Origin of the sequence: Geomonas oryzisoli (genome assembly GCF_018986915.1) — a bacterium.
GTDB classification, from domain to species: Bacteria; Desulfobacterota; Desulfuromonadia; order Geobacterales; family Geobacteraceae; genus Geomonas; species Geomonas oryzisoli.
Genome location: NZ_CP076723.1, coordinates 1,175,977 through 1,201,688, shown reverse-complemented (window position 1 = coordinate 1,201,688; position 25,712 = coordinate 1,175,977). Strand labels below are relative to the sequence as shown.

The following is a 25,712-nucleotide window of genomic DNA, read 5'->3' as shown; positions in this document are numbered from 1 at the left end:
CCTCAGATGTTCTCCGTGGCTAATGGTTTCTTTTTTGTACAAAAAAAAAGGGGCTGCCGGATGTGGAAACCGGCAGCCCCTTCTCATTTCATCTCTCTGTGCTGCTAACTAGCAGGCGCTTCTCAAGAGCTTGCGACCCGTCTTGAAAACGACCTCGACCTTGCCGGCCTGGCACGATGCGACGACACCCGTCCCGAAGGTGGGGTGGCTGATCAGCGTGTTCACCTTGAACTTGCCGTCCATGCTGTAGGGGACGGCGAGATCCGGGTCGAGGGGCTGGATCATTTCCTCCCAGATCGCCTCGTCGGATACCGCCGGTGCCTTGGCGGCCCTGGTACGCGGCGCCTTTACCTCTTTTTCAGCCTTTGCTCCCTTCACGGTGGCGGCCTTTGGTTCTTTCGCGGGACGATGGTTGTGCTCGCTGCCGCACGTGTTGCATTTCACCCGCACCACCTGCCCCGCCACCATCGCCACGATGGTGTGGTTCAGCAGTGCCTTGCAACGCGTGCATTGCGAATCGACCATGTCTCCTGCAGTTAAAGCTCTTCTTTCCATTGGGCCTCCCTGACCTTTTTATGCTCAAACAAAAAGGGCTTAACCGTCGGCGGCTAAACCCTTTCCATGCGTTATCTGATCGCGGGCAACCTCCCGCTCATCTGGTACGAATCGTTGGTTTAAGCGTTCTGCTATCTTCAATGTGCTGTTGAAATATAAGGGATTTCCGCCTGCGATGCAAGGGAAAAAACCGGCGACAAAGGCTCGCTGGGTGCGGTGCTACGGGAAGCGGCGCCGTTTACTTCTATGAGGTACGGCGGCGGCAAAAAAGCAGGCGGGAGATCGTCACTTCGAGGAGGATGGCGAGGTAGCCCCCCACAACGACATCACTCAGAAAGTGGTAGTTGGTGGCGATCAGGGCGACGCCGAGCAGGACCGAGAGGACGATGCCGAAGGGGCGCCCCTCAGGATAGAAACGCCAGCCGGCAGCCAAAAGTGCGACCATCACCAGCATGTGTCCGGACGGGAACCCTTCGCAGTGTTCTTTCATCTGGAAGCAGTGAAAGCCGTAGGCACTGGGATCGCTCAGCCAGTAACGCGTGTTGGAACGACCGAAAGCGATCTTCAACAGCGCCTTGGCAAGATAGGAGGCGGGTGCGAGCCAGAGGATCTCTTTGGCCAGGAGTGTGGCGCGGTCGAGGATCCCCTTGCCGGAGCGTAACAGGTAAAAGAAGCAGGAGCCGATCGTTGCGGCAACCACCACGCCGAGCAGCAGGTCGGGGAGGTCGGAAGTCGCACGGAGCCAGTGCCGGTTGGCGTAGAGATGATCCCGGACGAAGGTGGCAACCGGAATGTCGAGGTAGAGAACGCAAACGACGGTGAAGGGGATCAAAAGAATCCCGCTCACCGCCAGCCAGCGTGATGTCGTATCAGTCACATCGGTCATGCAGATCCTGCCGTATCGTCTTGATGTCCAACACGGCTACACCTAACACAGATGCGGTTCAATATGAAGACCAATTTGCAGCATCCGCCTTAGTGACAGTTGTGGGCGAGGCATTGGAGGCAGTTCCTGAAGGTGCAGACGCCGCAGGCGTGTTCCATCAGCACCGGGATGTTGTTGGCCTTCGCCACCTGCATCGCCTCGATCTTCACGCGGTGCGAAACCTTGTTGGTGAAGATCACCATGGCATCGGCCTTTTTCAGCTTGGCGGCTATGTTCGTTTCCGAGGTGCTGAAAAACTGCAGCTTCACCCCCGCCCGTTCCGCCTCCTCCAGATAATGTTTGCCCAAGCGGTCCATGCCGCCTATCAAAGCTATGCACATGTTGCCCTCCTCCGAGGCGTCACACCTCGGCTTTGATATTCACTTTCACGACACTGCCAAAAAAGGGCCCCCCTGTTTCCAGGTACCAATCAGCGACAGTGATGGAGCAGTTTTTCAGGCAGTCGAGCGGATTGCATCCCGAAGCCAGACGCTGCGACATCCTGCTGCGGCACTCGCGGTGGCATTCCGCCAGACGCAGGCTCTGCTCGGGTTTGCCGAAGATCTTCCAAGGCCCCTGGCAGGTGAAGGCAAGGGGAGCCCACCCCATGAAGCCGACCACGTCCTTCAACGGGTAACCGAGAAAGACGCCGATCTCGTGCGGGAACCCCTCCCCCGCCACGCGGTTCTGCAGTTGGTCCAGAATGGCATCGAACCCATCGACGTTGCCGTAGCCGGCCTTGCCCAGGATGATGCGGACGCTTTTCTGGGCGAGCAGTCCCCCCAGCGCCTCCTGCGAGTAAAGCAGGAGCAGGATGGACGAGCCGCGGTCATCGAGAACCCGCACCTTGAGTCCGCTCTGTTCGAGGAGCGCCGCACCGTGTTCTTTCCAGAGGAGATAGAGGTTGCGACCGCAGGAGCGGTTCTTGTTGGCAAGGCAGACGAGATTTGCCGGCTTCGCACCTTGCAGCACTTCGGCCAGTTCCAGTGCCAGGAATGAGGCGAGACATTCTTCTTCGGTTGGGTAAAGCCCCGCGAAATCCTGCCAGGCCGCCCTCGACATGCGGGAGGAAGATGCTGCATCGGCGCCGTTTACCGCCGACAGATTGTCTCTGATTCCAACAAAACTGCTCATGTCCCCTCCACAGTTTCTGATAGTGGATTCCGCCAGGCTCTCAACACCTGCTCACACTGACAAAAGGTTTTCATTCAAGAGGAAGTGTTTCGATAATGAAAACTGTTATCAGTTTTATAAAGAAGATCCCGCATTATGTCAACAGCTAAATTCAGCGTCTTTTTTTTCAGTGGGATGGCGCGGAGACGGCAGAGGTAAAGGTAAGATTTTGCCTGGTGAAAATCTCCCGGCCTCTGCTGCCGCCAGAGGCCGAGGGAATGGGCCTGTTATGTCAGTGCCCCCAAGGCTCAGTGAGCTGCAGCGACTTTTTCAGAGCGTCATCCGCAGCGGCAATGTTGTCAGGATCGCCCAGGAGGGCCTCCACCCATTGATTCATGCCGTGGATGCGACGCACCTCAGGCAGGGAGGAGGCAAGCAGCGTCTCCAGTTCCGAACTCTTGTCCTCGAAGTCGATGTCGAGATACCACAGGGCCAGGACGTAGGATGCCATGCCCTGCTCCGATCTGAACCCCTTGCTCTCCGCCAGTTCGATGGCGCCGGCAAGGAATTCGCGGCGCTGGTCCCGCTCGATTCTGTAGTAATCGCTCAAGTCACGCATCAACGCTGCGTCCAGCCTCTCGAGAAACTCCGCGCGCGCCACCTCGTTCATCTGCTCGATTCGAATCTCCATGACACCTCCCCCACCCTCTGGTGTGGTTGCGCGACGGCGATTCTGTCCTCGCGCAGCGCATTGCCAGTCCGGAAAAACTTTCTAGCTGTTCCAGGTGTGCGTTCCTCGACAAGAAACCACTGCACCGGCCCAAAGAATTGAGCCAGTTCCTTATCCGTGCAACGAGGCAGATAGTGCCTCAGGACACAAGGGTCGTAAAAGCGGAAGTAGTAGGGCTTGCCGCTTTGATCGGAGACGTGGAACACATGACGGAAGTGTTTGCGCAGCTCTATCATGCTGCCGCCACTCCCCCCGTAGATCCCCCAATTCCTGCCCCACCCTTGCGCCAGCAACCAATCGGTGAAGCGGCAGTCCCGCCGGAGAAAGACCAGGTAGGGAGCGACCTGCGCCAGGTCAGGTGACAGCGCCCCGCGCAAAAGACAGAAGTGCTGCGAGGCTAGAGAGGCCAGAAGCGAGGGAAGATCCGGCACCACTGCGCCATCGAGGATACAGAAGACGCTGCTACTGTCTGTGGCGAACACCAGTTCTTCCAGACTTTCCATTACTCCTCCCCTGATACAGGCCGACCGGCCTTCACCCTGTCGGTCACGCCGCGCACAATGGTGTATGCTCGGCTGCCGCTCTCTCCAATGACCTTGCCTGCGGCGTCGTACAAGATGGCACATCCTGGCTTTTGCAGGAAGTCGTGGTCGTATCGGGTTTGCCCGCTTCTCTTGGCAGCTTCGGCTGTTCTGGCGACGCTACGGTGCAAACTCCCGGCATCCCGCCGTTGTTGATCTGCACCGAGCCACCGACTATGGCTACTCCGGCAGGAGTAATGGTGATGAAGCTACCGCCCACTTGCAACGACACCTGCGTTAACGACTCGACCACGATGCTCTTGGCAGCCTGTATATGGACCGCCTCCCCCGCCTGCAGGGCGTACTTTGTTGCCACCTTCAATTGGAGATCGGCACCGACTGTTATGGAAAGGTCCCCGTCGATGCGATGGTTACAATCCCCGGCCACCTGTAGGTGCTGATCACGAGACACCTGCTCCAGCTGGTCCCGCTTGACGATTAGGTGCCGGTCCTGCCCTACCCACTCTAGCGAATCCTCATTGACCCGGTTCACCTGCTCTCGCTGTGCGTGGATGGACAACTGCTCCGCCCCCTTCTTATCCTCGAAACAGAGTTCGTTGTGCCCTTGGGAACCGGGTGTGGAGCACGATTTCATGCAGCTTTTGGTTTTTGCTGCAGGCAAGGGGTACGGCGGCAGGTTCACTCCGTTATGGAGTCGGCCGATGATGACGGGACGGTCGGGATCGCCCTCCAGGAAGTCGACGATGACCTCATGGCCGACACGCGGGAGAAATAACGCGCCCCAACCGCTGCCGGCTAGCGGCTGACTCACCCTGATCCAACATGAACTGCTGTCATCGGTTTTCCCAGCGCGATCCCAGTGGAATTTCACTTTGACTCGTCCGTACTGGTCGGTGTGAATCTCCTCTCCTGGCGGCCCCACGACCACAGCCGTCTGAGTTCCCTGCACGACCGGCTTAGGTGTCAGACGTGCCGGGCGATACGGAGTCTGACGAGGTATGCACTCAAAACTGTTGCGGTAACTGGAGATCGAGCCGGCATTATATGCTTCCATTGCATCATGCTTCACGGATATCAAGAGGAACTCCTTACCGTCCATTTCCGGGCTGCAGTGGTCTTTGAGCCGGAAGCGATACCCGCTGGCAAAGGCACGGCAGTCGCTACTGCCAAGGAGAACCGTGGCCATAGTTTCCTCTTCCTCCATCCGGATTCTTGCCAGCCTGTCGCCTGCGCCCTTACTGCCGTAGCACCCCGGCGCATCGTACAGCTCGCATTTCGTCGCCTGTGTCTGGGCCACGCCGGGAGCCTCAGACTTCAAGTTGGCGTTGGGAATAGTGAAGTTGTAGTCGCTCAATGAGTATGCGGCGGGATGTATACACCGGGTGATTTCAAGAGAGGTGATGACGTCTTCCTTCCTGGTGCCCGTCGCGTTAGGACGTGATGAAGCGTACTGCTGAAACGGGCAAGGGAGGTTTGCATCCGGAGAATCCGCGATGATCATGGTGTGTTTGCCGTCTTCATGGCGGAAGAAATAGAAAAGCCCTTCTTCCTCGAGAAGGCGGGAGACGAAGTTGAAGGCGGTTTCCCGGTACTGGACACAAAAATTCCTTTTTTCGTAACTCCCGCGCAGGTCAAAGCGGTACCAGGAGAAACCAAGGTTCTCAAACACCTGCTCAACGATCTCCGGAATTGAGCGATTCTGAAAGATCCTCATGTCCGCACTTTTGCTGAGGGCCCAAAACCACGGAACGAGCGTGCATCTGTAAAAAGAGAAGCGGCCATCTTCACTGTCCTCACCGCTCGATCTGCCTTGGGTAAAGCTGGAGATGATTCCGTTCAGGTACCTTTTGGTGCCGTTAGCAAGTGTAATGGCAACTGTCGCATTACTGCCGAGCAAGGATTGGAAGGCAATACCAGGGCGTTCGGATTGCAAAGACAAGTCGAAACGGAAACTGCGTGAGATGCCCTCCTCCCCGGTGAGTTCGGTCAGCAAGAGAGCATCCTCGCCAAGCGAGGTCGTTAAGGAAATGACTCTGTCACGCTGTGTGAACGCCATGTGCACCTCACTATTGAGAAAGCGAATCCTTTTGCTTGTTACGCCTGCCCCGCACCTCTTCCGGGCTCAACGCAGGAAAAACTGCCCCGCGCGCTGCCATCATTTCTTTCAGATGAAGCACCTTTTTGTACGTGGGGCTGCCGGGGATGTACTTCTTCAAATGGAACTCTACGGAATATGCCGGCGTCACACCGTTTTTTGTTTCCACGTGTACGGATGCACCATGCTGGAGCAGTTTCTCAGCCATTTCATAGTCTTGGCAATCCATCGCGACCATCATCACCGTATAGCCTGGCCCATCGGGGTAATCTATAGGAGCACCTCGCTCCAGGACGAGTTCCAAGCATTTCCAGCATGGCTGGTTCACTGCTTCAAAAAGGAGGTACTCAAGGGTGTCCTTGCGGAGGGATTTAATTGGCCTCAGATCCAGCAAGAGAGAAATCATGTCAACGTTTTCCAGACTCATCGCGAACAGGAAAGATCTCCCGTATCCCAATGCACTCAGTTCAGGGTCCGCACCTACTGCAACCAGAACTCTCACGGCATCCTTATTGTTTGCTGCAATAGCATAATGAAGCGGACGCAAGCGATTGTACTTGTTCTGTAGAGGCCCCTCGTCATTCGGATTTGCTCCTTGAGACGCTGCAAGTTTGGCTGAACTTAGATCGCCTGCCAAAGCAGCATCGACCAAGGCCAGTGTTTTTTTATCTGAGAAATAAAAGGCCGGCTGCTTCAAATTGAACTTAGGTGCGGCTTGTGAGGTTGTGGTCAGCATGGTTAATGCTCCTATACCGATGAATACTACGAACAAATATTTCGTCATTGAGTCCTCCTTCTGGCACTGCAATTCTTGATAACGGATTCATCTGACGCTTTGTTCTTTTCAGTTGAATCTATTACCTCATCCATTCCGTGCAAGTAAGTTGCATAATCATCGTCAGAATCAACCTTCTCTTTTTGTTTAAGCTGGAGAAAATAAGTTTTGCCATGTGATGGTTGAATATATTTTTTGACTCCGATTGCATCATTCGCTAATACTGATAGCCCTCGTGACCCCATTAGTCTTTCTTGAGTGGTAGTAAGCACTTCACCCTTAATTCTAATCGCGGTGATTTTCCCGGCCTCCGCTGCCACATGGTTCACGTCTTGCGAGTATCGTGCTACGGTAGCAGGATGTAAGCCGGATGCATTGTACGTTGAAGCGTTAAGACCACTTCCTCCTTGGGCCGCACTGGCTAAGCCCCCGCCCAGCGAATGCCCGACAATTTGAACATCTGCAGCATTCGCAGACAATCTGTTTCCAATCTTTACAGCCTGACGGTAATACGGAGCTTCTTGATTTGCATCCTGGTTGAAGTTGTTCTGCCAGTCCTCGAGAGCTGCAGTAGACCCTCTGAATGCCATTACAGCAGGAGGTTTTGAGAACGCCCCCCACACCGCAGGGTCCTTGATATAAACCGCTGCTCTGAACTGGCTTCTTTCCGGCGTCAGCATGTCTTCGGATAGACCCATCTTCTCAAGTTGCTCTGCCGTCGGCTTCATGAAGCCCGGTGGAGGGGTATCTCGCAGTTCAGGGGGAGCATCCGGGTCATTTGCCAAGTACACATGCTTCGCGCACCGCATGTTTTCCACTTCATCCATGTCTTTTCGTAGACGCGCTGCTTGTGAGGCATGCATTGGGCAGGCGACGATCTCACTACTCACCAATTTCAGACGTTCTCTGCGGCGCGCAGCCTTTGCGTTTGTTATGCATTCCTGACTGGCCGTAAACGGCAATGACGACATGTCTCCCAGAATTGACTGGCGGGCCACCATATACTCGTGCTGACGCATTGCATCGGTTTTCCGCGCTGCAGCCTCCTGCAGTTCCTGCGACTTCTTGCGCGCCAGCTCTGGCGCCAGTCCCCTCTTTGTCGCATCTGCAAACATAGCTTCCCCACTTTACGATGCTGCGAGTTTCGAGACTTCGTCGGGATAGATCGTCACGAACGGGTCCGCATCAAGAATGGTGCCTGGCGCTTTGAGCCAGGTGGAAAGACCAAGCCTTGTTGCATCGGAAGTAGCCGCACCGAGCCTGCACCCGGGAACGTCTTCTCTTCTCAAAATGAACCGGATCTCGAACTCAAATTCAGCCCCCACCAGGAACCTGACCAGTGAAGCCATCTGCTTCAGTCTCCCCTCTGTCGACAGGTCGATTAAGTCGTGGAAAACCATAGGCCCCAGACAAAGCCGGAAGGTGGATTGGATGTCGCAGGTCTGGCCGCCACAGACGGCATCGACTCCAAGGAGACAGTTGTTCTGGCCCAACATGGTCAGGTCGGCCTGCTCCAGATTGACTTTGCGCGGAAGAAAAGTTTCCACCTCGGCATCCACGCCGAACAGGTTTTGAACGATGCGAGCGATGGTGCCGGCTGATGCAACCGACCGGCTTGCGAGACCGCAGAAATGCAGCAATGCCACCTCTGATACTGAGAGTTTTTCACGCAGCCCCTCTGTCCCGAGTCCAAGGAAGCTGAAGAGATGATTGGAAACGACATCGCTGTTGTCGCTTTTCTTCTGTGACAGAAGCGAGTTGCGCTTCCAGCCACGGTAAAAGATGGAAATGAGGCGGTGATGAAAGCGGTCATAGAAGTCGCCCATGGCGTGATCGTTTGCCCTCTCCCGCTCCAGAAGCAGTTCATGGTACCAGTGCGGCAATACCCCGGATGGACCGATCAGCCCCATCAGGGCAACTTCTACGTTGGCAGATCCGTCCTCACCGAAGCTAATCCCGGTTACGTCTCCTGCAGGGAAGGCAAAGCCTTTCCTCACTGTGAAGCGGATTTTTTCCACGTCTGGCAATGAGGCAGCTTCTATGTTGTGGCGGCTCATCCGTTCCAGCAAACGGACCGTCGCAAAAAAGCCCAAGCCAGATTTAATTGGTGCATTCCCTTTCACAGCAGCACCCTGTCACCAGCTCGGGGCGGCCAGCGCTTGATTATCGCGTTGTTGCATGCGCCTATGGCCACAAGCTGCACGAATGAGTTGACCGACACGTACTGCCCCAGGAACCTCTCCAAGATAGAGACGAACAGGTAAACGCCGCTGCCGACGTATTTCTCTTCATCGAAGACTACCGTCACTTCCACACCGCGGCAAAAGCCTACTCCTAGTCTTCTGGTAACAGCTCGTGAAGTCACAGAGACAATGCCGCTTATCTGGTGGCGAGTGGTAGAGGACAAGCCAAAGTCGTACAGGGAGAGGAGCTGCCGCAGAGCTCCGGCGCCTCCTTCTACAAGGGAAATGAAGTTCAGGGAAAGATGGGAAACAAGGCGACGTTGCCGCTCCCCATCGAGGTGCGGACGTAAAGAGGGGGTCGGCTTGAGAAGGGAGTAGATGCCGAGAAGCGGTGCGGCAGACTCCGTGTCGAAATCTCCGGCAGGATCCCCAAAAGGAAGCTTAGCAGGGAGGTCGCGGTTGGAGCAGGTGACGCGGACGAGAAGGGTTTCCTCCAATGGAGCAGTCTCAGCTTCGACAAGTCCACAAACAGAAAGGAAAACGTCGGTGCAACCGTCGTGCTGCCACGATGCCGGCCGCCGCTGCATCTGCCATACGCAAGCATTATCTTCCCCACTGTTCACTGGAAAAACCGGACAGTAACGTTTTACCTCACCGGGAGAACTCGCCTCGGTAGCCGTGACTTCATTGACAGTGAGTACTTCCAAGGCGCCCTCACGTCTCAGGTCGGGAACTATCCTGTACTCGCTCTTTCCGTGGTTGTGCCTGATCGGTTCCGCTATCTTCTCGAAGGCGTTGACGACGGGGGTCGCATAGAGGCAGAAGGTTTCGGCCCCAACCACTAAAGACTCCGGCGCGGCGGTGTCTAAATAAAAGATCAGATCGACGGCATCACCGAAGGCACCACCTTTCCAGAGCAGCGACAGCCCCGTGAGGTCTATGAATAGGAACTTGTGGGGAAAGGCGAAGTACTCGAGAAGCAGCCGATACCCCGGGAAGGACTGTTCCGGGTACGGCAAAAGTTCCTCATCCGCGGCAAAGCCGACAGGTTGCAGGCAACCGGGTGGCAGTCGCAGTGAATCGGCGACCGATGCCCCGGCGGGCATGCATTCAACAGAGCACAGATGATTCAGCAGCAGTTGGTACAGCGGGAAGACGTGCTGAGGCTGTCCGTTCAGATAAAAACGCAGTGCGTCGCCCGGAACCCCGGAGCCGCCGTGCAGCAACAAACGAACCCGCACCGCCTGCTGCACGCCTTTAAGCAGCTTTACCGGCGACTCCAATGACGCGTCGATTACTTCTACGGGGCAAAGAGTGACAGGATAGGCAGTCCTGAATTGGCAGGGTACGCCGTCAACCGGCTTGGAGAAGAGAGGTGTCCCTTTGGCGATCTCATAGCCCCCCTCCGGCAGGTTCCTCAACAGGGGCGCGAACTTCACCACCGCGCAGGACGGGATGGGAGCCGTCAGTTGCGGATAGAGAACCTGCAAAAGCGACTGGGTAATCTCAGGCAAACCGTCGTCGATCTTACGCTGGATTCGGGCGCAGAGAAAGGCGAATGCCTCGATCAGGCGTTCGGTGTGCGGGTCCTCGCACTTGCTCGGCTCAAGGAGGAGTCTCCCAGCAACCTTGGGATACTTCCTGGCAAAACTGCTACCCATGTCGCGCAAGTAGCTGAGCTCTCTTTCGAAGTAGTAGAGGATGTCATCTGGCATGGTGGCTCACGAGAGGATGGTGTAGGCGCCGCTATTGATGTCGAAATGGGTGTCAAAGGCGGTCGGGAGTGCTACCGGCTCTACTTGCAGCAATGCCTCGATTCGGAAATTCAAGGTCCGCTCTCCCAGGGTCGTCCCTAAAGACACCGTCACGTCCTTCAGTCGAGGCTCAAAGCTATCGAGAAGCCTTATTATCTCCAGGCGTATCGCCTGCTGCACCCGACCTGAGCGCGGGTTATCCGTGCTGAAATCACGGCTTCCATAACTGAGAATCGAGTGCTGCAGATGGGAAACGAGGGGAGCTGGCACGTGCGGGGCCAGCCCCCTGCGCGGGTTCACAATCGGGAAGGATCTGCTATTGAAAAGGTTCTCCAGGTCGCGCAGCACCGAGTCGATCAGCGTATTCAAGCTCTTGCGGGAGGAGCACACGGGCTCAGCTGGACATTCCGGCTCACGGTCGATAAGCCTGTCCAGTAAGGATCGTCTTGGTTCCGGCTGGTATCGCATGCGCCCTCCCGCCACGTCGCAGATTGCATCATACCTTCTTGTTGGTCTCCAGGTTCCACCCTGCCGCCACCTGCCCTCCGCCGGAGCCGTCGGAGCGGTTTTGCTGGGTGTAGGCGAGCTCGATCTTGCCGTAGTTGAAGGCGATCTCCTCGACGGGGATGGCTTCGCCGCCGTGGGCGCTGCCGCCGGGGCGGTTCAGGCTGATGATGACGTTACTGAGCTTGTATTCCATGTACTTCAGCTTGTCGCCGCCGGCCCGGCAGATCTCGAGGGTGACCGTGGGGATATGCTTGCCGGTGGCACAGGCTTCGAAGAGCTTGGGGCTCGCCTTGTCCAGCACCTTGACGACGCTGAAGTCGGAGAAGCTCGCGCGCTCCGCCGAGGCGCCGCCTGCGCTGCTGGCGGTACCTGAGGTGGGCTGGGTGACGGAGAAGTTATAGGAGAGAACCTCGATCCAGTCCCTGTGCTTGTCGTCGCTGCTCTCTCCCGGAATTCCTTCTATTTTCAAGAATGCGTCGAAGGCCATGACGTCCTCCCTTTGTTGTGGGTCGATTTCGGTCAGCTCGTGCGCGGTGCGGGAAGGTTCGCAACGAGCCGCAAGGATATGGTGAGCTCATCCAGTTGGTAGTGCGGCTTGAGGAAAGCGACGGCGCGATAGCTGCCCGGCCGCCCCGGCTGGTCGAAGACTTCGATGCGGGCTTCCCTCAACGGGAAACGCGCCTTCATCTCCTGCCCCGCATCGTCATCCAGCAGCACGTACCTGCTGATCCAGCGGTTCAGGTAATCCTCCACGTTCTTCCTGGTCCCGAAGCTGCCGATCTTGTCCCTCATCATCGCCTTCAGATAGTGGGCAAAACGGGACACCGCCAGGATGTACTGCAGTTGCGCCGAGAGCCTGGCGTTGGCATTGGCGGCATCGGTGTCGTAGAGTTTGGGTTTGTGCGCGCTCTGGACGCTGAAGAACGCGGCCATGTCGGTCCCCTTGCAGTGCACCAGGGGGACGAACCCCATGTCGGCGAGTTCCTTCTCGCGCCGGTCGGTGATGGCGATCTCGGTCGGGCACTTCGCCGCCAGTTCCCCCTCTCCCGTATCGAAGGTGTGGATCGGCAGGTCGGCGACCGCCCCGCCCCCTTCCACGCCGCGGATGGCCGCGGTCCAGCCGTACCTCGAGAAAGCATCGGTGATGCGGCCGGCAAGACAGTAGGCGGCATTGCCCCAGAGATATTTGTCATGGTCGCCGCCGGTGATCTCCTCGAACTGGAACGACTCGACCGGCTCGCTGTCCAGGCCGTACGGCAGCCGCATCAAAACGTGCGGCAGGCATAGCGCCACGTACTTCGCATCCTCGGACACCCTAAACGAGCGCCACCGTGCGTAATCGGCTCCCTGGAATACCTTGGCCAGGTCCCTCGGTCCGTCGAGCCCGGCATAACTGTCCACCCCGAACAGGGTCGAAGACGCCGAGGTGAGAAGCGGAGCGTGTGCCGCGGCGGCAACCTCCGACATTCTGGTCAATAGCGACAGGTCCTGCGGGGTGTTGCCGAACTCGTAATCCCCCACCAGGCAACCGTACGCCGCGCCGCCGAAGCTGCCGAACTCCTCCTCGTAGACCTTCTTGAAGAGCGAGGACTGGTCGAACTCGGCCGCCTTCTCCATGTCCCGGGCCAGTTCCTGCTTGGACGCGTTCAGCACCCGGATCTTCAAGTTGCTCCCGGTTTCCGCCTGGTGCACCAGGTAGGAAAGCCCGCGCCAGGACGCCTCCAGTTTCTGGAACTCGGCGTGATGGATGATCTCGTTCACCTGGTCGCTGACGAGCCGGTCGATCTCGGCGATCCTGGCATGGATCATCCGCACGGTGTCGCCGCTATAGACCATTTCCCCGGCCACTACTTGCCGTACCAGTTCGACCAGCATCTCCTTCGCGTATTCCTGCTGCTCTTCGCAGCGGGCAAGACGCCCTTCGGTGACGATGATGTCGAGTAACTGCGGGGCAGGCTCCGGCTCGGCGAACTGCACCCGCTTTTCTCTCGTGAGTTCTTCCATGACTCCCTCCTTTTCAGGCGCTCTCGCCGTCGGTTCCTCCGCCGGCTTCGGTGCGGTGGCAGATAGCCTTGAGGGCGTCGCCGCCGGCGAGCAGATCCTGCAGCAGTTCATCGAGGCGGTCGTTGCCGTCCAGCCGGTGCAACAGGTCGGAAAGTCGGCTCCGTGCCTCGACCAGCTTCCGGAGCGGCTCCACCTGTTGCGCCACGCGCTCGGGATGAAAGTCATCGAGGCTGGAGAAACGCAGCTCGACTCCCAGTTGCGAGCCGTCGCTGCACAGGGTGTTATCGACCCTGAAGGCAAGCCGCGGCCTCATCCCTTCCATCACGCGGTCGAAGTTGTCCCTGTCGATGTCCAGGAACTTCCTTTCCCGAAGCTTTGGCTGCGCACTCTCCGGCGTACCCGACAGGTCGGAGAGCACCCCCACGACAAAGGGAATCTCCTTCACCTCCACGCCGTCGTCGACCTCGACATCGTAGGTGATGCGGACCCGAGGCGCCCTCACCCGCTCCAGCCTGTGTTGCAGACTTTCCGAATTAGACATGGTCTCTCCTTCTGCCGCACTCTAGTGCGAGTACGGCATCGCCTTGGTGACATCGAGCAAACAGATACGCCGAAACAGCGCCTGCGACAGATCGAGGTCGCACTCGCGAGGACCGCCCGCCTGCAGGCACTGATAGTAGGCGACCAGCACCTCCGCGACCCAAAGCGGCGACTCCCAGCGCTCCAGATGCAGTTCCTCAATAACCGCGTGCAACTCCTCTATGATGGGCCGGGCCAGGTCCGACCGTCCTGCCTTGAGACACAGCTTGCCCATCAGGAGCTTGACGCGGTTTCTATCCCGGATCGAGTCGGCGCCGTTACCGCAGTAAAGAAGCATGGCCAGGGCCTCCTGCAGGTCCCCCGACTCGAACCTGGCCACGGCATCTGCCCAGAGCGGGTGCTCGGGCAGTCCCGCCCCCGACGCCACGGAAGCGGCTGCAGCAAGGTCCGGTACCGGATGCACCGCGGCCTGCTCAGCCTGCAGGTCATCCAGATCCCCGGCAGCCGGCGCCTGCGGCCGTCGTTCCACCGGGGCGGTCGCGCCAGGTTCCGCCTTTGCCCGGTACAGCGTGTCGACGAGCGTTGTACACGCGTCGACGGCCGAGGAAAGCTCCCCGAGGCTGTGTGCCGCCGGGAATTTGTCCTCGAGCACCTTTGCCAGGCGCTCGACTCTTTGGCTGCACGCGGCCAGCCGTTGGCGGAGCGCTGCGGCATAGCCCGCGCCGGAGCGCGCGACCGCAGCGGTGAATTCCTCGGGAGTGACGGCCGACTCCGCCAGCAGTTGGTCCCGCCGGCTCTGTTTCTCCTCGTCGATCTCGCCATAGCGGTTTCTCACCTCCGACTCGGAGCCGACCTCCCGGCAGCGCTGCCATTCATGCCACGAGTAGCCGGGAGTCAGTTCCGGGTCGGTCAGCGGGATCTGCCTGACCTGCAACGAGACCTTGGCGTCGAGGAACTGAAAGGGAGTCGCCCGGTATTCCAGGTCGCCCCCCTCCGCCTGCGGATAAACCGTTTCCCAAAAGCGCTCGGTGAGCCCCGTGATCAGTTCCAGCCCTGACTCCAGGCCGGCAAACCCTTCGGTGACCGTGAGTGCTTCGGCAAGCCATGCCGCTATCTGCAGGTCCTTGCTCTTGGTGCCGAGTGCGGTGACTGCAAGGGAGATCGCCTTGTCCCAGTTGGCCTTTTTGACCTCGTGCCGCCAGTCACCCATGGCCACGGCATCCTCACAGCGGCGCGCCTCCATGATCTCCTCGTACACGGTCGTGTAGCGCAGATCACTGCCGGCCAGGCTTTCTGAGGAGATGGGCAGCAACAGCTTCTCGATGGAAAGATCCCTGATCATGGTATCCCCCTAGTCCCAGCACTCGGCGATCTTCACCGGGATTCGCGCCGGTAGCAGCTCGGCCGGCTGTGCGGCCAGGTCCCCCGCGCCGAAAAGCTGGTAGTTCACCTTGATGAAGCGCACCCCCAGCCGCTGCAATGCTTCTTTTTCCTGGGGGAAGTTGCGGGGGTAAAAGGTATGCCGCCCGGCCGGGAAATCGCGCAGGAACTCGGTGAAGCCGCGGCTGCCGGGATACCTCATGGTGAGGGTGGTATCCCCCACCTCGATCTGCAGCACCACGTCGCTGCAGGCGTCGGGCATGTAAACGAACGGCCGGCTGACCGGGTAGTTCATGTTGACCATGGACTGCACCCCCGTGGCGCAATGAAGTTCCAGCCGCGTCCCCTGCGGCTTGACTCGGGCCTCGGCGTTGGCGTCGGTCGGCAGCCCCTTGATGGTGACCTGGTACACCGGCTTGGGAGAGCCGGCTGCGGCGGCAAGCCTCGCCTTTCCCCCCTGCGCCAGGAACGAGTAGAACTCGGGCTTGAACGGTATCGAGCCCCCGAGGGCCGACTTGGGGAAATAGCCACGCGCGGGGCTCCAGCCGATAAAGGGGTTCGCGTAGTCGCCGACGTACTTCCAGACCGGCCCGTCCTTACCCAGGAGGTACTGCAGGGTCTGGGGATCCCTGCTCCCCTGCACCTCCTTGAGCACGGTCTGCTCCCACTGTGCCTGGAGGGCGCAGGCCGTTTCCATGCGGATGTAGGTGCCGTAGAAGGTGATGGGGCCGTAGATGAGGCGGGCGAAGGTGTCGTCCCCCTGCCCCTGCACAAGGAACTGGTTCAGCCGCTGGGCCGCCTCCGCAGCCTGAAACAACGGCGACTTGCCGGCCTCACCGGAATCGCCGAAGGCCTGCAAGGCCATCCGGTACGCCAAGGCCCTGGACTTCGCCACCGGAGCGATCTGTGCCACGGCGTTCAGGTATTCCCTGGCCTGGTTCGCGCCCAGTTCGTCACCTGGATTATTCTCTTTCTTGCCCCCAAGTCGCCCGATGTTCCCTGCCACCCTGCTCGCCTGGCCGGAAAGGGAGGATGCGACCCCGGCAGGGCCGGCGCCCTTGAGCGCCTGGAAGCGGTACAGCTCGGCCACCCAGACCGGCAGTGACTCGGCGGGATCGAAGGGCTGCAGCTCAGTCAGGGCACGGCGCATGAAGGTGAAGTAGGGACCATGCTCCCCCGCCATGGTGGTCGCAGTGCTCTGCCACTCCTTGGGCGCCAAAAGCCGGAGGGCACCGGTGGGGAGTTGTGCCGCGAAGCTCTGCCAGGCGCTGAAGGCCGCTTCCCGGTAGCCGCGCCAGAACTCCGACCGCGCCCGCGCCAGGACGTCCCGGTCCGGGTACGCGGCCCCGATTTCGCCCAAGACGGCAGTAATGCGCTCTCTGCCGTTGCGGGTGAAACAGGCGGCCAGGGACGGCTCGCCCTGAAGGGTCCGCGATCCTCCCCAGAATTCCTGCAGGGAAATCGGCGCTGCCGTTTCCTCCCGCTCCACGTACCCCACCACCCACCCAAGATCCGCTCCCTTCAACAACACCAGGCGCTTGAGTAACTGCTGCAATCGTTGCAACTCCTCCGTCATCTGGGCCGGATCGGCGAGCCATGCCACGTAGGCGAGGTAAAGGTTTCCCGCGGCGGGATCGGACCATCCCTGTGCCGGCGCCAGCACCTGGTACTGCGGAACCGGACGGGACACGAGAACGACCTCATCCTCGCCGGAGAGCTTCCCTTTCAGGAGGTTGCAGCGCCGGCTCAGGTGCAGCACGAGCCCACCGAAGGCGGAATCCGGCAGGGCCGGAGAGAGCGCTTCCAAGGCCAGTGCCATCTCCGCATCGAAGGGCGCCAGCAGGTGCTCCCGATACGCCTTGCAGTAGCGCGCCTTGAGCGCCTGCTCGACGTCCTTGCTGCGGCTCAGGCCGAAACGGGGCACCCACCAGTTCCGGTTCTCCCGTTCCACGTCCGCGATGGACCGGCGCATGTTTTCCAGTGCGGCAAGATCGGCGGCGGTATCGCCCTGCAAAAGCGGCGTGCCGGCCGCCGCGAAGGAAGCCTGCCGCAACACGCCGATGTTCTTGACGAAGGCGCAGGTGAGCATGGCGCACAGCGAGATGCCGACCAGCAGCCAGCAGACCAGAGCCAGGTTGTCGGCGAGGTGCCGCCATTTCAGGGTCCGGGCGCTGGGACTCCACAGCCCGCGGTCCCGAGGCAGAACCTTCTCGAAAAGATCGTGGAGAAAAGGTGCGTGAGCCACGGCAGCGGGGTGCGTGTCGCCGGGAACATGGCGGGAAAGGGTTCGAAGCGGGAGCGCGCTGCAGAGGTAGATGCCTCGCAGAAGCGGAGTTTCCTGGTAGTGATTCTGCCCTGCGGCGGCCGACATGAAGAGCTCGAGGCCGGGGCGCAGCGCCCGCACCTGATCGGGGAAGAGGAGCAGACGGCCGGTCGCGGGTGTTGCCGCCGCATGGTGCAGCAGCAAAAGGCGCAGCATCCGCAGGCGCCCGTCGACCACGTCGCTAAACCGCTCCAGTACGCGCGGGACGTCGGCGTCGAGTTCCCGGTTCAAAAGCCCCACGGGCTGGTCCAGGGTCCCGGATGGCAGTCCGCCGCAGAACTCGCTCATGCCGCTTATGAGATCGCACTTGGTGATGAGCAGGTACACGGGGAAGGTGACGCCCAGGTAGCGGATCATCTCCTCGATGCGGCAGCGCAACTGCCGCCCCTCTTCCTCGAGTTCCGCGGGTTCCCCAGCCATCAGCCTGTCTGCAGCCACGGTGATAATGACGCCGTTGATGAGTTCGGTCTTCCGGTAGCGTTTCAGCAACGACAAGAAGGTCAACCACTCGTCACGATCTCCCCCGTCGTCGGCCGGGAGGGCGTACCGCCCGGCGGTGTCGATCACGACCCCCTGGTCGTAGAAGTGCCAGGAGCAGTTGGCCGTCGCACCATGCTCCAGACGCTCTGAGAAGGGGGACAACAGCCGGGCGCCCCGCACCGCACTGGTCTTTCCGGAACCGCTCGCACCCAGCAGCAGGCACCAGGGCAGCACATGCAGAGCATCCCCTTCCTGCTTGAGGTGAGACGCCTTCAAGGTGCGAATCGCCGCTCGAAAGTTCTGCTGCAGATCGAGAATCCGGTCCTGCCGTGCCGTTTCGACCGAGGGCGCGTCAAGCTGAACCGATTCCGGGCGGGCAGTCTGGGCAGTCTGGGCAGTCCGGGCAGTCTGGGCAGGCTGGACGGGCTGGACGGGCGCGGGTTCCTGCGGCACCGGCTGCGTTTTGCTCTGCCGCACACGCTGCACGAGCTTTTTGAGCCCTTCCAGCACCCCCCACAGCAGCAGCACGATGAAGGGAAGGAAGATGCCGATGCGCCACGGCCAGGTGAGGAGCGGGATCATCACGAAAGCGACCACCGTGATGGGAAGCAGCGCCGCGCCGAAGAGCAGATATTTGCAGCAGGTGAGCACGGTGGACTTCTGCACGACGCACCTCCTCCGCTAGAGGTTCGGAAGGGTCAGACCGTTCAGCACGTATCGGAACACGAGGTACATGATGGCAAACAGGATGACGGGCGCGGCGATCAGGACCGCTGACAGAGGGGCCATGGCAAAGCCGGGCCGAAAGGTCGAGGTTGCGCCGGTAGCAGGGTCGGGCAGGGACTCGGGAAAGAGCGCGAGGCCGTCCAGAGCGGGGACAGCGTCAGCCGTGCCGAGAAACCGCTTCAGGTGCGCGGTCCTCAACTGCGCCAGCAGATACTCGCCCTGCTCTCCGATGTAGCGCCCCTTGAAGCCGAGGGCGAGGCAGGTGCAATAAACTTCGAGCGCGTCCTTTTGCTCCCCCAGGGCCTCAAGCCGCTGGAAAGCTTCCACGCCGGCATCGGTGGTCCGGTAGAAAAGACGCTGCAGCTGCTCATGCTGCCAGAGTTGCCGCTCGTGCCACGGTGAGGCGAGCAGGGTTTCGTCGACCCAGGCACAGACGATGAACCGGGCCTGGTCGAACTGGTCTGGGTCGCAGCCTGCTTCCTGCGCCAGCGCTTCCGATTGTGCCAACAGCTGCCGTATGGTCCCTTTCACCTCGGCATAATCGGCGGCACACTGCGGCAGCGCGTTACGGAACTCCACGACATGGGCCAGCAATGGCATGAAGCAGTCGATCAGTCTCATGGTCACCCCCTGGTGACGATCATCAGCTCGGCCTCTAGGTCGTCGGGTGCCTGGTCCCAGAAGAGAGCGATGTTGTGCCACTTTTGTACGAGGTCCCAATGTTCGGAACGGCTGTCGATGGCGAAGTACAGAGTTGAGGAGCGGCGCGGCAGTTCCTGCGGCGGGTTGGGCAGTTGCTCCAGGGTGATGCCGGGCAGGGCCTGGGCGATCAGGAGAGGGAGCCTCTCACGTGCGCCCAGCTTGGCGAGCCCGGTGAGGGATTCGCGAACCGAGGCCGGGTCTGCTTCGGTGGTTACGGCAAGATAGAACCGGCTTTTCCCCTGCAGATGTGTCGAGGTGAGGTCTGCATGGTAATAGGTGCCATCGTGGCTGAGCTTCAGTGCGTACTCCGGCCCGGCACAGATCTGGTCCAGGAGTTTCAGGAGCAGATCGTGGGCCTGCGAGAAGCAATGAGACAGGTCGAGGTGGCTGTACTCCGGCAGGAACGCTGCTGCCTCGGCCGCCGCGTCCCCCGAGCAGGCGACGGAGTCGGAAAAGCAGGAGAGTTCGGCAACCAGTTGTCCGAGAACGCCGTACAGGTGCCAGGGATGGACGTCCCGGGCTCCCACGAGATGGTCGAGCTGGGCGAGGTAGCGGTTCAGCGTCCTGAGTGCGAAGAGGTAGACCAGGTCCTTGGACCCGAACTCGGCGCCTTGCACGCCGCGCTGCCTCTTGCCGCTTTCCAGGCGACGGGAGCGCACCGCGACCAGGTCGCGTATGCCCCGCACCAGGTCCGTGAGCAGCGGAACGGCGGCAATGGTAAGGCAGGGGGGGATGAAATCGGGAGAGATTTCCACCTGGTCGCCGCGCAGCTCCAGCCGGGTGAGAGGAATCAGCAGGTAGTCCCCCAGCAGGTCCAGCTCGCTCTCCCAGAACAGCTTCAGCACGTGGTCCAGGTGGCGCACCTCGGCAGAGGGACCACCGGCATGGAGATCCGGGCAGGAATCGACGTCGGGAGCGACGACGTAGCGCGTGTTGCACATGGCCAGGGGATCGCCCTGCTGCAGGACGGTCACGTTTTCCGCCTGTTCCTGCCACTTCTTCAGTCCCAGGTAGACGGTGACGGGGGTACCCTTCCCCGTCTCCGCCTCGGGAAGCAAGCGGGATTCAGCGATCGCGTTTCCCGGTATCTCGATGTAGGTACCGTCGGCAAAAAGAAAGGCGCCGCTGACCAGTTCCAGGGAAGGAAGCCCGCGCGAAACGATCCTGACCGCGACCCGCGCCACTCCCCAGAAGTGCGGCGTCTGAACGGTGTGGTACGGGACCAGCAGGGAGTGCACGCCGCGCTCGGCAAGCTGGAAATGCTGCGGCTGCAGGAACATGCCCTGATGCCAGAAGATGGGACGCTGCGCCGCGCTCATTCGACCCTCGCGTTGTTTATCTCATGCGCCCCAAGGTCCAGATGCAGCAGCCCCTGCCGTCCGTCGGCCGCGGCACCTTCCGGTATGGGCAGCAGTTCCGTTACCTTCCCCTTGCCCAGACCGTAGTAGCCGGTAGCGAGCCCGAGGTAACGGGTACCGGCACCCTTGTCGCAACTCCGGCTCAGTTCCTGCCCCGGTTGCACCACCAAAAGCTGCGCATTTACCACCGAGGGGTCGAAACGCCCGCATTCGAGGAGCTTCGGGACCCCCTCCTTGTTCTGGGCCAGCTGCCTGAATCCGTCGGGCTCCTTCAGCTGGTACAGGCACAGCAGAAGGGCGTGGGAACTCCTGTCATAGCGGTTGAGCTGGCGATCGGCCTGTACCTTGAGCCGGATCACCTCTGCGGGCGAGGTCGTGGCACCTTTTTCCGCCAGCCGCATGTTCATCGAGCAACCTGCCAGCAAACCGAGTAGCGAAGCAACGAATATGATCCTATACATGGCCACCCCCATCGCGCGTGTGGGCATGCCCCGACGGCATGCTTCGGATATCGCGCCCAAGGACAACGGAGAGGTTAGCATATATTTATTAGCTGCAAACATCAGGGGAGGATTTTAATTTCTGCCACGGCCGGCAACACTTATGCTATAAACGAGGCTTGTTCCCGGAATGAGGACAAGTGACGCTAAGGTGGAGTCAGCAAACATGCCGGTTTTTGTGGCGGACGACATAACGGGGGTCATCCTGGTAGGCGGCAAGAGTCGCCGTATGGGACGGGACAAGGCTTTTCTGCAAATGCAGGGAAAGCCTCTCTTCGAACGGGTGCTCGACCTGTTCCGGGGATCTTTTGCCAAGGTGTTGCTGGTGGGCGACCGGAGCGAGCGCTTCTCAAGCTACTCCCTCACAGTGCTCCCAGATCTCATCCCCGGCAGTTCCCTCGGCGGGGTCTACACCGGCTTGTCCGGCGCGGACAGCGAGTGGATCTTCGTATCGTCCTGCGACCTCCCCTTCCCCAGCGTCGCGATTCTTCGACACCTATGCTCGCTCAGGGAGGGTTACGACGCGGTGGTCCCGAAGACCGGGCAGGGGTATGAACCGCTGTTCGCGCTGTATTCCAAGCGGTGCCTGGAGCCGATTCAAAAGCTGCTGGAGGGGGGAGAATGCTGCGCCTACGCGTGGTACCCGCAGGTGAGGGTGAGGGAGGTCGGCCCCGAGGAGATCGCCCGTCTCGACCCCACCGGCACCGCCTTCCTGAATCTCAACACACCGGAAGACGTTATCAATACAGGAGGAATTACATGACGGTAAAGGCAGTTTCCTTTGTGGCAAAATCCGGCACCGGCAAGACGACCCTGCTGGAGAAGGTGATCATCCACCTGAAAGAGCGCGGATACAAGGTGGGGGTCATCAAGCATGACGCGCACCGTTTCGACATCGACCATCCGGGCAAGGACAGCTACCGGCTTACCGCGGCCGGCGCCGACACCATGCTGATCTCCTCACCGGAGAAGCTCGCCATCGTGAAAAAGCACACCCAGTCCCCGCCCATCGAGGAACTGATCGAGACCTACTTCAGCGACATGGACATCGTGGTTACCGAGGGTTTCAAGAAAAGCGGCATGCCCAAGATCGAGGTGAACCGCCAGGAGAGGAGCACCACCCTGCTCTGCCGCGGCGAGAGCTACGATCCCACCCTCGTAGCCGTGGCCAGCGACGGCGTTCTCGACCTCGACGTCCCGGTGCTGGACCTGAACGACCCCTGCGCCGTCGCCGATTTCATCGAGGAGACTTTCCTGCAGTAGTGCCAACTGAAAAAGTGCAGGCGAGGTGAGCCCCTGGCCTGCACTTTTCACTTGTACCCGCCACACCGTCGTCCAGCCGACATGTTGCATCCCCCCGTTGCAAAGCGTCGTCAACCGAGACACTCTCTCATTCTTCAACAGCTATGGAGCCACACAGGCATAAAAGCTCTTCAGTCAATCAGAGTCATTCCTTAGGCTGCGGCTCTTCCAGAAGCTGCCACTCGGCGTAACCGGCCTTGCGATCCTCTACCCTCCGTCCGGTAAGCTCGACGGCATCTTTGACAGGATCGGTCTTCACAGTGATGTAGGCACGGACGATGGCAGCTACGGTTGCCTCTTGAAATGTCACAGAGCGGCCATCGGCGAACCTTATCGTGGTGCGCACATGCCGATGCCCCTCCGGGATTCCCACCAGCACCTGCACCACATCCTCATTTCTCAGCACGGTCTCGTCCGGACTCTTTGTCATAAAGACTCTCCCCATCACCGGCTGGCAAGTTGCCAGAGGCCGCACCCCCTTACTTCGCTCCTGCTGCGAGGCAGGCAGACCTGGCATCAGCCGCGGCCGATGCCACTGGCCCATGCTGAGTAGAGTTCAGGTGCGCCGCCAGTAGAGGTCGGGAACTTGATGCAGCGGATGACTGTCAAAAAAAATCCAACCAGTAAGTCTTGAATGTAACCGATGCAGCTTCCCACTCGTGGTGTGTCCGTTCCCGGCTACAACGTAAAAAGCCCCGGCAACGTGAAGTCACCGGGGCTTGATAGATAATTTGGAGCGGGAAACGGGGTTCGAACCCGCGACTTCAACCTTGGCAAGGTTGCACTCTACCACTGAGTTATTCCCGCTCAGCAGAGATCCTGTTTATAGCAAAACCCGGTTTCACAGTCAACCCCTTTTTTTAATGACACGAAAATTTTTGCCCCACCTGCGGAGTAAAAGTCGTATCATATCGCACACCATCAGCTATACTCGTCACATGAGAAGGGATGACAGGATACGCGCGATGATCGCCAGGGAGGCGGCTCGGCTCATGTACGAAGAGGGCGTCCGGGAATACCGCGATGCAAAAAGAAAGGCTGCCAAGCCCTTCGGGGCAGAGAAGGCCCTCTCCCTTGGCTCGCATCTCCCAAGTAACGCCGAGATTCACCAGGAGCTCGCCAGCCTGATCGCGGCCCGGGAAGAGGACGTCCTTCCCCGGCGCCTGCTGGGACTCAGGGTGACAGCCCTCTCGTACCTGGAGCTGTTCGAGGAATTCTCACCCTACCTGGTCGGCTCGGTCCTCTCCGGTGCGGTCACCGACCGCAGCGACATCGACATCCACCTCTTCTCGGATTCCGTAGAAGCGGTGGAGAACCTGCTGCAGGAAAGGGGGATCCCGTTCCAGACGGAGACGGTCCCCATCAGGAAGGGGGGCGTGATCAGGGATTACACGCACATCTACCTCGAGGACCGGGGAGTCGAGATCGAATGCTCGGTGTACCCGGTGGCGGAGCGGCGCAACCGCACCAGAAGCAGCATCACGGGCAAGGCGATGGAACGGGCCGGCGCCGCGCGCCTCAGGAGGATCGTCGGCGCGACCACCGGCGCGGACGAAAGCGGGTCTGATCCCACGGCAGAGTGAGTGTCCGCACCTGCAACAAATACGCGGCAAGAGAGGAGATTCCATGGAGAACAGAAAAGCGGAGCTGATCGAGACGCTGCTACCGAAGGACACCAATTCTTACGGCAACATCTTCGGCGGCGTGATCATGAGCATCATGGACAAGACCGCGGGTGTAGTCTGCTGGCGTTATTCCCGCAAGCGCGTGGTCACCGCCTGCGCCCAGCGCATCACCTTCCTCACGCCGATCAACGTTGGAGAGGTGATCTACTCACGGGCCACCATCATCCACGTGGGACGCAGCTCCATGGAGGTCGAAGTGGAAGTGGAAGCGGAGAACGTCACCGACGGCAACAAACGCCTTGCCGCAAGCGGCGTCTTCACCATGGTGGCTGTCGACGAGAACTGGCACCCGGCACCGGTGCCGCAATGGCAGCCGGTCACCGAGGCGGAGCTGGAAAAATGGCGCGAAGTGGAGAGAAGGAGGAAAAAATCGTGACCAGCCGGGTGCTCCTGCCGCTGATGTTGCTGTTTTTGTCGGGATGCGAAACGCTCAACGACGCCATGATCCGTTTCACCCTGAAGGAACCGGGGTTGAGCGGCAGAATCAGCGACCAGATCAGAGAAGGACTGCAGCGACGGGAAAAGAAACCGCCGATGGCGGCGCCGCAGGAAACCCCTCCGCCGTTCATGGATCAGGGATAGATAAAGGGGGCTGGGGTGCGGGGGATGGCGGAGACATCGAGATGGTCGACTCCCCACTCCAGGACTTCCGTCGCTGCCGCGTCCTGCAGTTCCGGCGGCGGGAGCTGCCCGAGAAAACGAAGCGCGGCAAAGAGGAGTCGCCCCCCCTCCCGCTCCAGGTCGCGCCCCGCGGCAATTGAGACGGCGTTGTCGCGCTTGCTGAGCTTGGCGCCGTCGGGCCCGGTAACCAGCGGCAGATGGAAGTAGGAGGGTGTCGGCAGGTTGAAGATGCGCTGCAGGTAGATCTGGCGCGGCGTAGAAGCGAGCAGGTCCGACCCCCGCACCACCTGGTTCACACCTGAGGCAGCATCGTCGACCACGACAGCCAAATGGTAAGCATAGGGCCCGTCGGCACGGTGGATCACGAAATCGCCGCAGGACGCGGTGAGGTGCTGGCTGTAGCGTCCCATGATCCCGTCATCGAAGGAAATCACCTCATCGTAGACCTTGACCCGCAGCGCCCGTTCCACCTTCTCCGGCGCCAATCCGTCGCGGCAAAGGCCTGGATACACCAGGCCGTCTTCATGCGGGGCCGATGCGATCTGCGCTATCTCGCTCCTGGTGCAGCCGCAGGCGTAGGCCAGGCCGCGCTGCTGCAACTGCTCGGCGGCGGCGCGGTAATATTCGATACGCCGGCTCTGGTAGAGCACTTCCCCGTCCCACCGGAAACCTAGCTTTTCAAGGGTGGCCAGCATATCGTCGGCGATGCCCGGTATCACGCGCGGCAGGTCCAGGTCCTCCATGCGCAACAGCCACAAACCACCCGCCTTCTTCGCGATCAGGTAGCTTCCCAGTGCCGCGACCAGGGATCCCAGGTGCAGCGGTCCGGTCGGGGACGGCGCGAAACGGCCGATGACGATTTTGTTGTCCGGTAAGTCAGCCATCAATGGATGCACCCGAAAAAGCCCCTGG

Annotated in this window: 27 protein-coding genes and 1 tRNA gene; 5 read left to right on the top strand and 23 right to left on the bottom strand. The window is 60.1% G+C overall.

Features of this window, described 5'->3' with window-relative positions; translation table 11 throughout:
- Positions 1-108: 108 nt before the first annotated feature.
- The 20 genes from KP004_RS05370 to tssJ all read right to left on the bottom strand — a co-directional run bounded on the left by KP004_RS05370 (position 109) and on the right by tssJ (position 21,153).
- Complete coding sequence (locus tag KP004_RS05370) at positions 109-525, bottom strand: hypothetical protein (RefSeq protein ID WP_239026953.1); 417 nt, start codon at positions 523-525, stop codon at positions 109-111.
- 274 nt (positions 526-799) lie between these two features.
- Positions 800-1,441 carry a phosphatase PAP2 family protein gene (locus KP004_RS05365; protein WP_216801344.1) on the bottom strand — a complete coding sequence of 214 codons (642 nt, stop codon included), beginning with the start codon at positions 1,439-1,441 and terminating at the stop codon, positions 800-802.
- A gap of 89 nt (positions 1,442-1,530) precedes the next feature.
- Positions 1,531-1,821, bottom strand: a complete 291-nt coding sequence (locus tag KP004_RS05360) for a DUF2325 domain-containing protein (protein ID WP_199394466.1) — start codon at positions 1,819-1,821, stop codon at positions 1,531-1,533.
- A 19-nt stretch (positions 1,822-1,840) separates the two neighbouring features.
- A complete protein-coding gene (locus KP004_RS05355; RefSeq protein WP_216801343.1) occupies positions 1,841-2,614 on the bottom strand; it encodes a DUF3793 family protein in 774 nt (257 codons plus the stop codon).
- Positions 2,615-2,885: 271 nt separating this feature from the next.
- Entirely contained in the window at positions 2,886-3,284 is a 399-nt protein-coding gene (locus KP004_RS05350) for a hypothetical protein (RefSeq protein WP_216801342.1), read from the bottom strand.
- Positions 3,260-3,826 carry a DUF4123 domain-containing protein gene (locus tag KP004_RS05345; RefSeq protein ID WP_216801341.1) on the bottom strand — a complete coding sequence of 189 codons (567 nt, stop codon included), beginning with the start codon at positions 3,824-3,826 and terminating at the stop codon, positions 3,260-3,262. Before KP004_RS05345 ends, KP004_RS05350 begins: the two co-directional genes overlap by 25 nt.
- Positions 3,827-3,869: 43 nt before the next feature.
- Positions 3,870-5,858 (bottom strand): type VI secretion system Vgr family protein, encoded by a 1,989-nt coding sequence (locus KP004_RS05340; RefSeq protein ID WP_239026952.1) that lies wholly within the window; start codon positions 5,856-5,858, stop codon positions 3,870-3,872.
- 73 nt (positions 5,859-5,931) lie between these two features.
- On the bottom strand, positions 5,932-6,744 hold the full coding sequence (locus KP004_RS05335) for an ankyrin repeat domain-containing protein (RefSeq protein WP_216801339.1): 813 nt from the start codon (positions 6,742-6,744) through the stop codon (positions 5,932-5,934).
- Positions 6,741-7,850: a Tle-like phospholipase domain-containing protein gene (locus tag KP004_RS05330; protein WP_216801338.1), complete on the bottom strand. Its 1,110-nt coding sequence runs from the start codon at positions 7,848-7,850 to the stop codon at positions 6,741-6,743. The genes KP004_RS05335 and KP004_RS05330 overlap by 4 nt, the downstream gene beginning before the upstream one ends.
- 12 nt (positions 7,851-7,862) lie before the next feature.
- Positions 7,863-8,858 carry a type VI secretion system baseplate subunit TssG gene (gene tssG / locus KP004_RS05325; RefSeq protein ID WP_216801337.1) on the bottom strand — a complete coding sequence of 332 codons (996 nt, stop codon included), beginning with the start codon at positions 8,856-8,858 and terminating at the stop codon, positions 7,863-7,865.
- Complete coding sequence (gene tssF / locus KP004_RS05320; RefSeq protein ID WP_216801336.1) at positions 8,855-10,633, bottom strand: type VI secretion system baseplate subunit TssF; 1,779 nt, start codon at positions 10,631-10,633, stop codon at positions 8,855-8,857. The genes tssG and tssF overlap by 4 nt, the downstream gene beginning before the upstream one ends.
- Positions 10,634-10,639: 6 nt before the next feature.
- A complete protein-coding gene (gene tssE / locus KP004_RS05315) occupies positions 10,640-11,140 on the bottom strand; it encodes a type VI secretion system baseplate subunit TssE (RefSeq protein WP_216801335.1) in 501 nt (166 codons plus the stop codon).
- A 28-nt stretch (positions 11,141-11,168) separates the two neighbouring features.
- Positions 11,169-11,666, bottom strand: coding sequence for an Hcp family type VI secretion system effector (locus KP004_RS05310; RefSeq protein ID WP_216801334.1), 498 nt, complete (start codon positions 11,664-11,666; stop codon positions 11,169-11,171).
- A 32-nt stretch (positions 11,667-11,698) separates the two neighbouring features.
- A complete protein-coding gene (gene tssC / locus KP004_RS05305) occupies positions 11,699-13,183 on the bottom strand; it encodes a type VI secretion system contractile sheath large subunit (protein ID WP_216801333.1) in 1,485 nt (494 codons plus the stop codon).
- A 13-nt stretch (positions 13,184-13,196) separates the two neighbouring features.
- The gene (gene tssB / locus KP004_RS05300) at positions 13,197-13,724 is read right to left on the bottom strand and encodes a type VI secretion system contractile sheath small subunit (protein ID WP_216801332.1); all 528 of its coding nucleotides are present in this window, start codon (positions 13,722-13,724) and stop codon (positions 13,197-13,199) included.
- A 21-nt stretch (positions 13,725-13,745) separates the two neighbouring features.
- Positions 13,746-15,065 (bottom strand): type VI secretion system protein TssA, encoded by a 1,320-nt coding sequence (gene tssA / locus KP004_RS05295; RefSeq protein ID WP_216801331.1) that lies wholly within the window; start codon positions 15,063-15,065, stop codon positions 13,746-13,748.
- Positions 15,066-15,074: 9 nt separating this feature from the next.
- A complete protein-coding gene (locus KP004_RS05290; protein ID WP_239026951.1) occupies positions 15,075-18,572 on the bottom strand; it encodes a type VI secretion protein IcmF/TssM N-terminal domain-containing protein in 3,498 nt (1,165 codons plus the stop codon).
- A 15-nt stretch (positions 18,573-18,587) separates the two neighbouring features.
- Positions 18,588-19,253 carry a DotU family type IV/VI secretion system protein gene (locus KP004_RS05285; protein WP_216801330.1) on the bottom strand — a complete coding sequence of 222 codons (666 nt, stop codon included), beginning with the start codon at positions 19,251-19,253 and terminating at the stop codon, positions 18,588-18,590.
- Positions 19,254-19,255: 2 nt separating this feature from the next.
- On the bottom strand, positions 19,256-20,653 hold the full coding sequence (gene tssK / locus KP004_RS05280; protein WP_216801329.1) for a type VI secretion system baseplate subunit TssK: 1,398 nt from the start codon (positions 20,651-20,653) through the stop codon (positions 19,256-19,258).
- On the bottom strand, positions 20,650-21,153 hold the full coding sequence (gene tssJ, locus KP004_RS05275; RefSeq protein ID WP_216801328.1) for a type VI secretion system lipoprotein TssJ: 504 nt from the start codon (positions 21,151-21,153) through the stop codon (positions 20,650-20,652). The genes tssK and tssJ overlap by 4 nt, the downstream gene beginning before the upstream one ends.
- Before the next feature lie 169 nt (positions 21,154-21,322).
- Here tssJ and mobA point away from each other — a divergent pair, with 169 nt between their 5' ends.
- Both mobA and mobB read left to right on the top strand, forming a co-directional pair.
- Entirely contained in the window at positions 21,323-21,955 is a 633-nt protein-coding gene (gene mobA / locus KP004_RS05270) for a molybdenum cofactor guanylyltransferase (protein ID WP_239026950.1), read from the top strand.
- Positions 21,952-22,455 carry a molybdopterin-guanine dinucleotide biosynthesis protein B gene (gene mobB / locus KP004_RS05265; protein ID WP_216801327.1) on the top strand — a complete coding sequence of 168 codons (504 nt, stop codon included), beginning with the start codon at positions 21,952-21,954 and terminating at the stop codon, positions 22,453-22,455. The genes mobA and mobB overlap by 4 nt, the downstream gene beginning before the upstream one ends.
- A 184-nt stretch (positions 22,456-22,639) precedes the next feature.
- On the opposite strand, the gene KP004_RS05260 is transcribed toward mobB, so the two are convergent.
- Both KP004_RS05260 and KP004_RS05255 read right to left on the bottom strand, forming a co-directional pair.
- Complete coding sequence (locus tag KP004_RS05260) at positions 22,640-22,924, bottom strand: hypothetical protein (RefSeq protein ID WP_216801326.1); 285 nt, start codon at positions 22,922-22,924, stop codon at positions 22,640-22,642.
- A gap of 302 nt (positions 22,925-23,226) precedes the next feature.
- Positions 23,227-23,301, bottom strand: a tRNA-Gly gene (locus KP004_RS05255).
- 131 nt (positions 23,302-23,432) lie between these two features.
- Between KP004_RS05255 and KP004_RS05250 the strand changes: the two genes are divergently transcribed.
- The 3 genes from KP004_RS05250 to KP004_RS05240 are packed head-to-tail and all read left to right on the top strand — an operon-like array spanning position 23,433 to position 24,761.
- Positions 23,433-24,077, top strand: a complete 645-nt coding sequence (locus tag KP004_RS05250) for a hypothetical protein (RefSeq protein ID WP_216801325.1) — start codon at positions 23,433-23,435, stop codon at positions 24,075-24,077.
- Positions 24,078-24,120: 43 nt separating this feature from the next.
- On the top strand, positions 24,121-24,555 hold the full coding sequence (locus tag KP004_RS05245) for an acyl-CoA thioesterase (RefSeq protein ID WP_216801324.1): 435 nt from the start codon (positions 24,121-24,123) through the stop codon (positions 24,553-24,555).
- Entirely contained in the window at positions 24,552-24,761 is a 210-nt protein-coding gene (locus KP004_RS05240) for a hypothetical protein (protein WP_239026949.1), read from the top strand. Before KP004_RS05245 ends, KP004_RS05240 begins: the two co-directional genes overlap by 4 nt.
- Here KP004_RS05240 and gluQRS read toward each other — a convergent pair.
- Positions 24,752-25,684 (bottom strand): tRNA glutamyl-Q(34) synthetase GluQRS, encoded by a 933-nt coding sequence (gluQRS, locus tag KP004_RS05235; protein WP_216801323.1) that lies wholly within the window; start codon positions 25,682-25,684, stop codon positions 24,752-24,754. The two genes, KP004_RS05240 and gluQRS, sit on opposite strands and share 10 nt — an antisense overlap.
- Positions 25,685-25,712 lie beyond the last annotated feature (28 nt).

What these genes read in the sequence shown, in the direction of transcription:
- KP004_RS05260 (WP_216801326.1), bottom strand. Translation starts at nt 22,924, where the DNA reads ATGACAAAGAGTCCGGACGAGACCGTGCTGAGAAATGAGGATGTGGTG.
- mobA (WP_239026950.1), top strand. Translation starts at nt 21,323, where the DNA reads ATGAGGACAAGTGACGCTAAGGTGGAGTCAGCAAACATGCCGGTTTTT.
- KP004_RS05310 (WP_216801334.1), bottom strand. Translation starts at nt 11,666, where the DNA reads ATGGCCTTCGACGCATTCTTGAAAATAGAAGGAATTCCGGGAGAGAGC.
- mobB (WP_216801327.1), top strand. Translation starts at nt 21,952, where the DNA reads ATGACGGTAAAGGCAGTTTCCTTTGTGGCAAAATCCGGCACCGGCAAG.
- KP004_RS05350 (WP_216801342.1), bottom strand. Translation starts at nt 3,284, where the DNA reads ATGGAGATTCGAATCGAGCAGATGAACGAGGTGGCGCGCGCGGAGTTT.
- tssA (WP_216801331.1), bottom strand. Translation starts at nt 15,065, where the DNA reads ATGATCAGGGATCTTTCCATCGAGAAGCTGTTGCTGCCCATCTCCTCA.
- tssF (WP_216801336.1), bottom strand. Translation starts at nt 10,633, where the DNA reads ATGCCAGATGACATCCTCTACTACTTCGAAAGAGAGCTCAGCTACTTG.
- KP004_RS05285 (WP_216801330.1), bottom strand. Translation starts at nt 19,253, where the DNA reads ATGAGACTGATCGACTGCTTCATGCCATTGCTGGCCCATGTCGTGGAG.
- KP004_RS05330 (WP_216801338.1), bottom strand. Translation starts at nt 7,850, where the DNA reads ATGTTTGCAGATGCGACAAAGAGGGGACTGGCGCCAGAGCTGGCGCGC.
- gluQRS (WP_216801323.1), bottom strand. Translation starts at nt 25,684, where the DNA reads ATGGCTGACTTACCGGACAACAAAATCGTCATCGGCCGTTTCGCGCCG.
- KP004_RS05365 (WP_216801344.1), bottom strand. Translation starts at nt 1,441, where the DNA reads ATGACCGATGTGACTGATACGACATCACGCTGGCTGGCGGTGAGCGGG.
- KP004_RS05360 (WP_199394466.1), bottom strand. Translation starts at nt 1,821, where the DNA reads ATGTGCATAGCTTTGATAGGCGGCATGGACCGCTTGGGCAAACATTAT.
- tssB (WP_216801332.1), bottom strand. Translation starts at nt 13,724, where the DNA reads ATGTCTAATTCGGAAAGTCTGCAACACAGGCTGGAGCGGGTGAGGGCG.
- KP004_RS05370 (WP_239026953.1), bottom strand. Translation starts at nt 525, where the DNA reads ATGGTCGATTCGCAATGCACGCGTTGCAAGGCACTGCTGAACCACACC.
- KP004_RS05335 (WP_216801339.1), bottom strand. Translation starts at nt 6,744, where the DNA reads ATGACGAAATATTTGTTCGTAGTATTCATCGGTATAGGAGCATTAACC.
- tssE (WP_216801335.1), bottom strand. Translation starts at nt 11,140, where the DNA reads ATGCGATACCAGCCGGAACCAAGACGATCCTTACTGGACAGGCTTATC.
- KP004_RS05345 (WP_216801341.1), bottom strand. Translation starts at nt 3,826, where the DNA reads ATGGAAAGTCTGGAAGAACTGGTGTTCGCCACAGACAGTAGCAGCGTC.
- KP004_RS05250 (WP_216801325.1), top strand. Translation starts at nt 23,433, where the DNA reads ATGAGAAGGGATGACAGGATACGCGCGATGATCGCCAGGGAGGCGGCT.
- tssC (WP_216801333.1), bottom strand. Translation starts at nt 13,183, where the DNA reads ATGGAAGAACTCACGAGAGAAAAGCGGGTGCAGTTCGCCGAGCCGGAG.
- tssK (WP_216801329.1), bottom strand. Translation starts at nt 20,653, where the DNA reads ATGAGCGCGGCGCAGCGTCCCATCTTCTGGCATCAGGGCATGTTCCTG.
- tssJ (WP_216801328.1), bottom strand. Translation starts at nt 21,153, where the DNA reads ATGTATAGGATCATATTCGTTGCTTCGCTACTCGGTTTGCTGGCAGGT.
- KP004_RS05245 (WP_216801324.1), top strand. Translation starts at nt 24,121, where the DNA reads ATGGAGAACAGAAAAGCGGAGCTGATCGAGACGCTGCTACCGAAGGAC.
- KP004_RS05355 (WP_216801343.1), bottom strand. Translation starts at nt 2,614, where the DNA reads ATGAGCAGTTTTGTTGGAATCAGAGACAATCTGTCGGCGGTAAACGGC.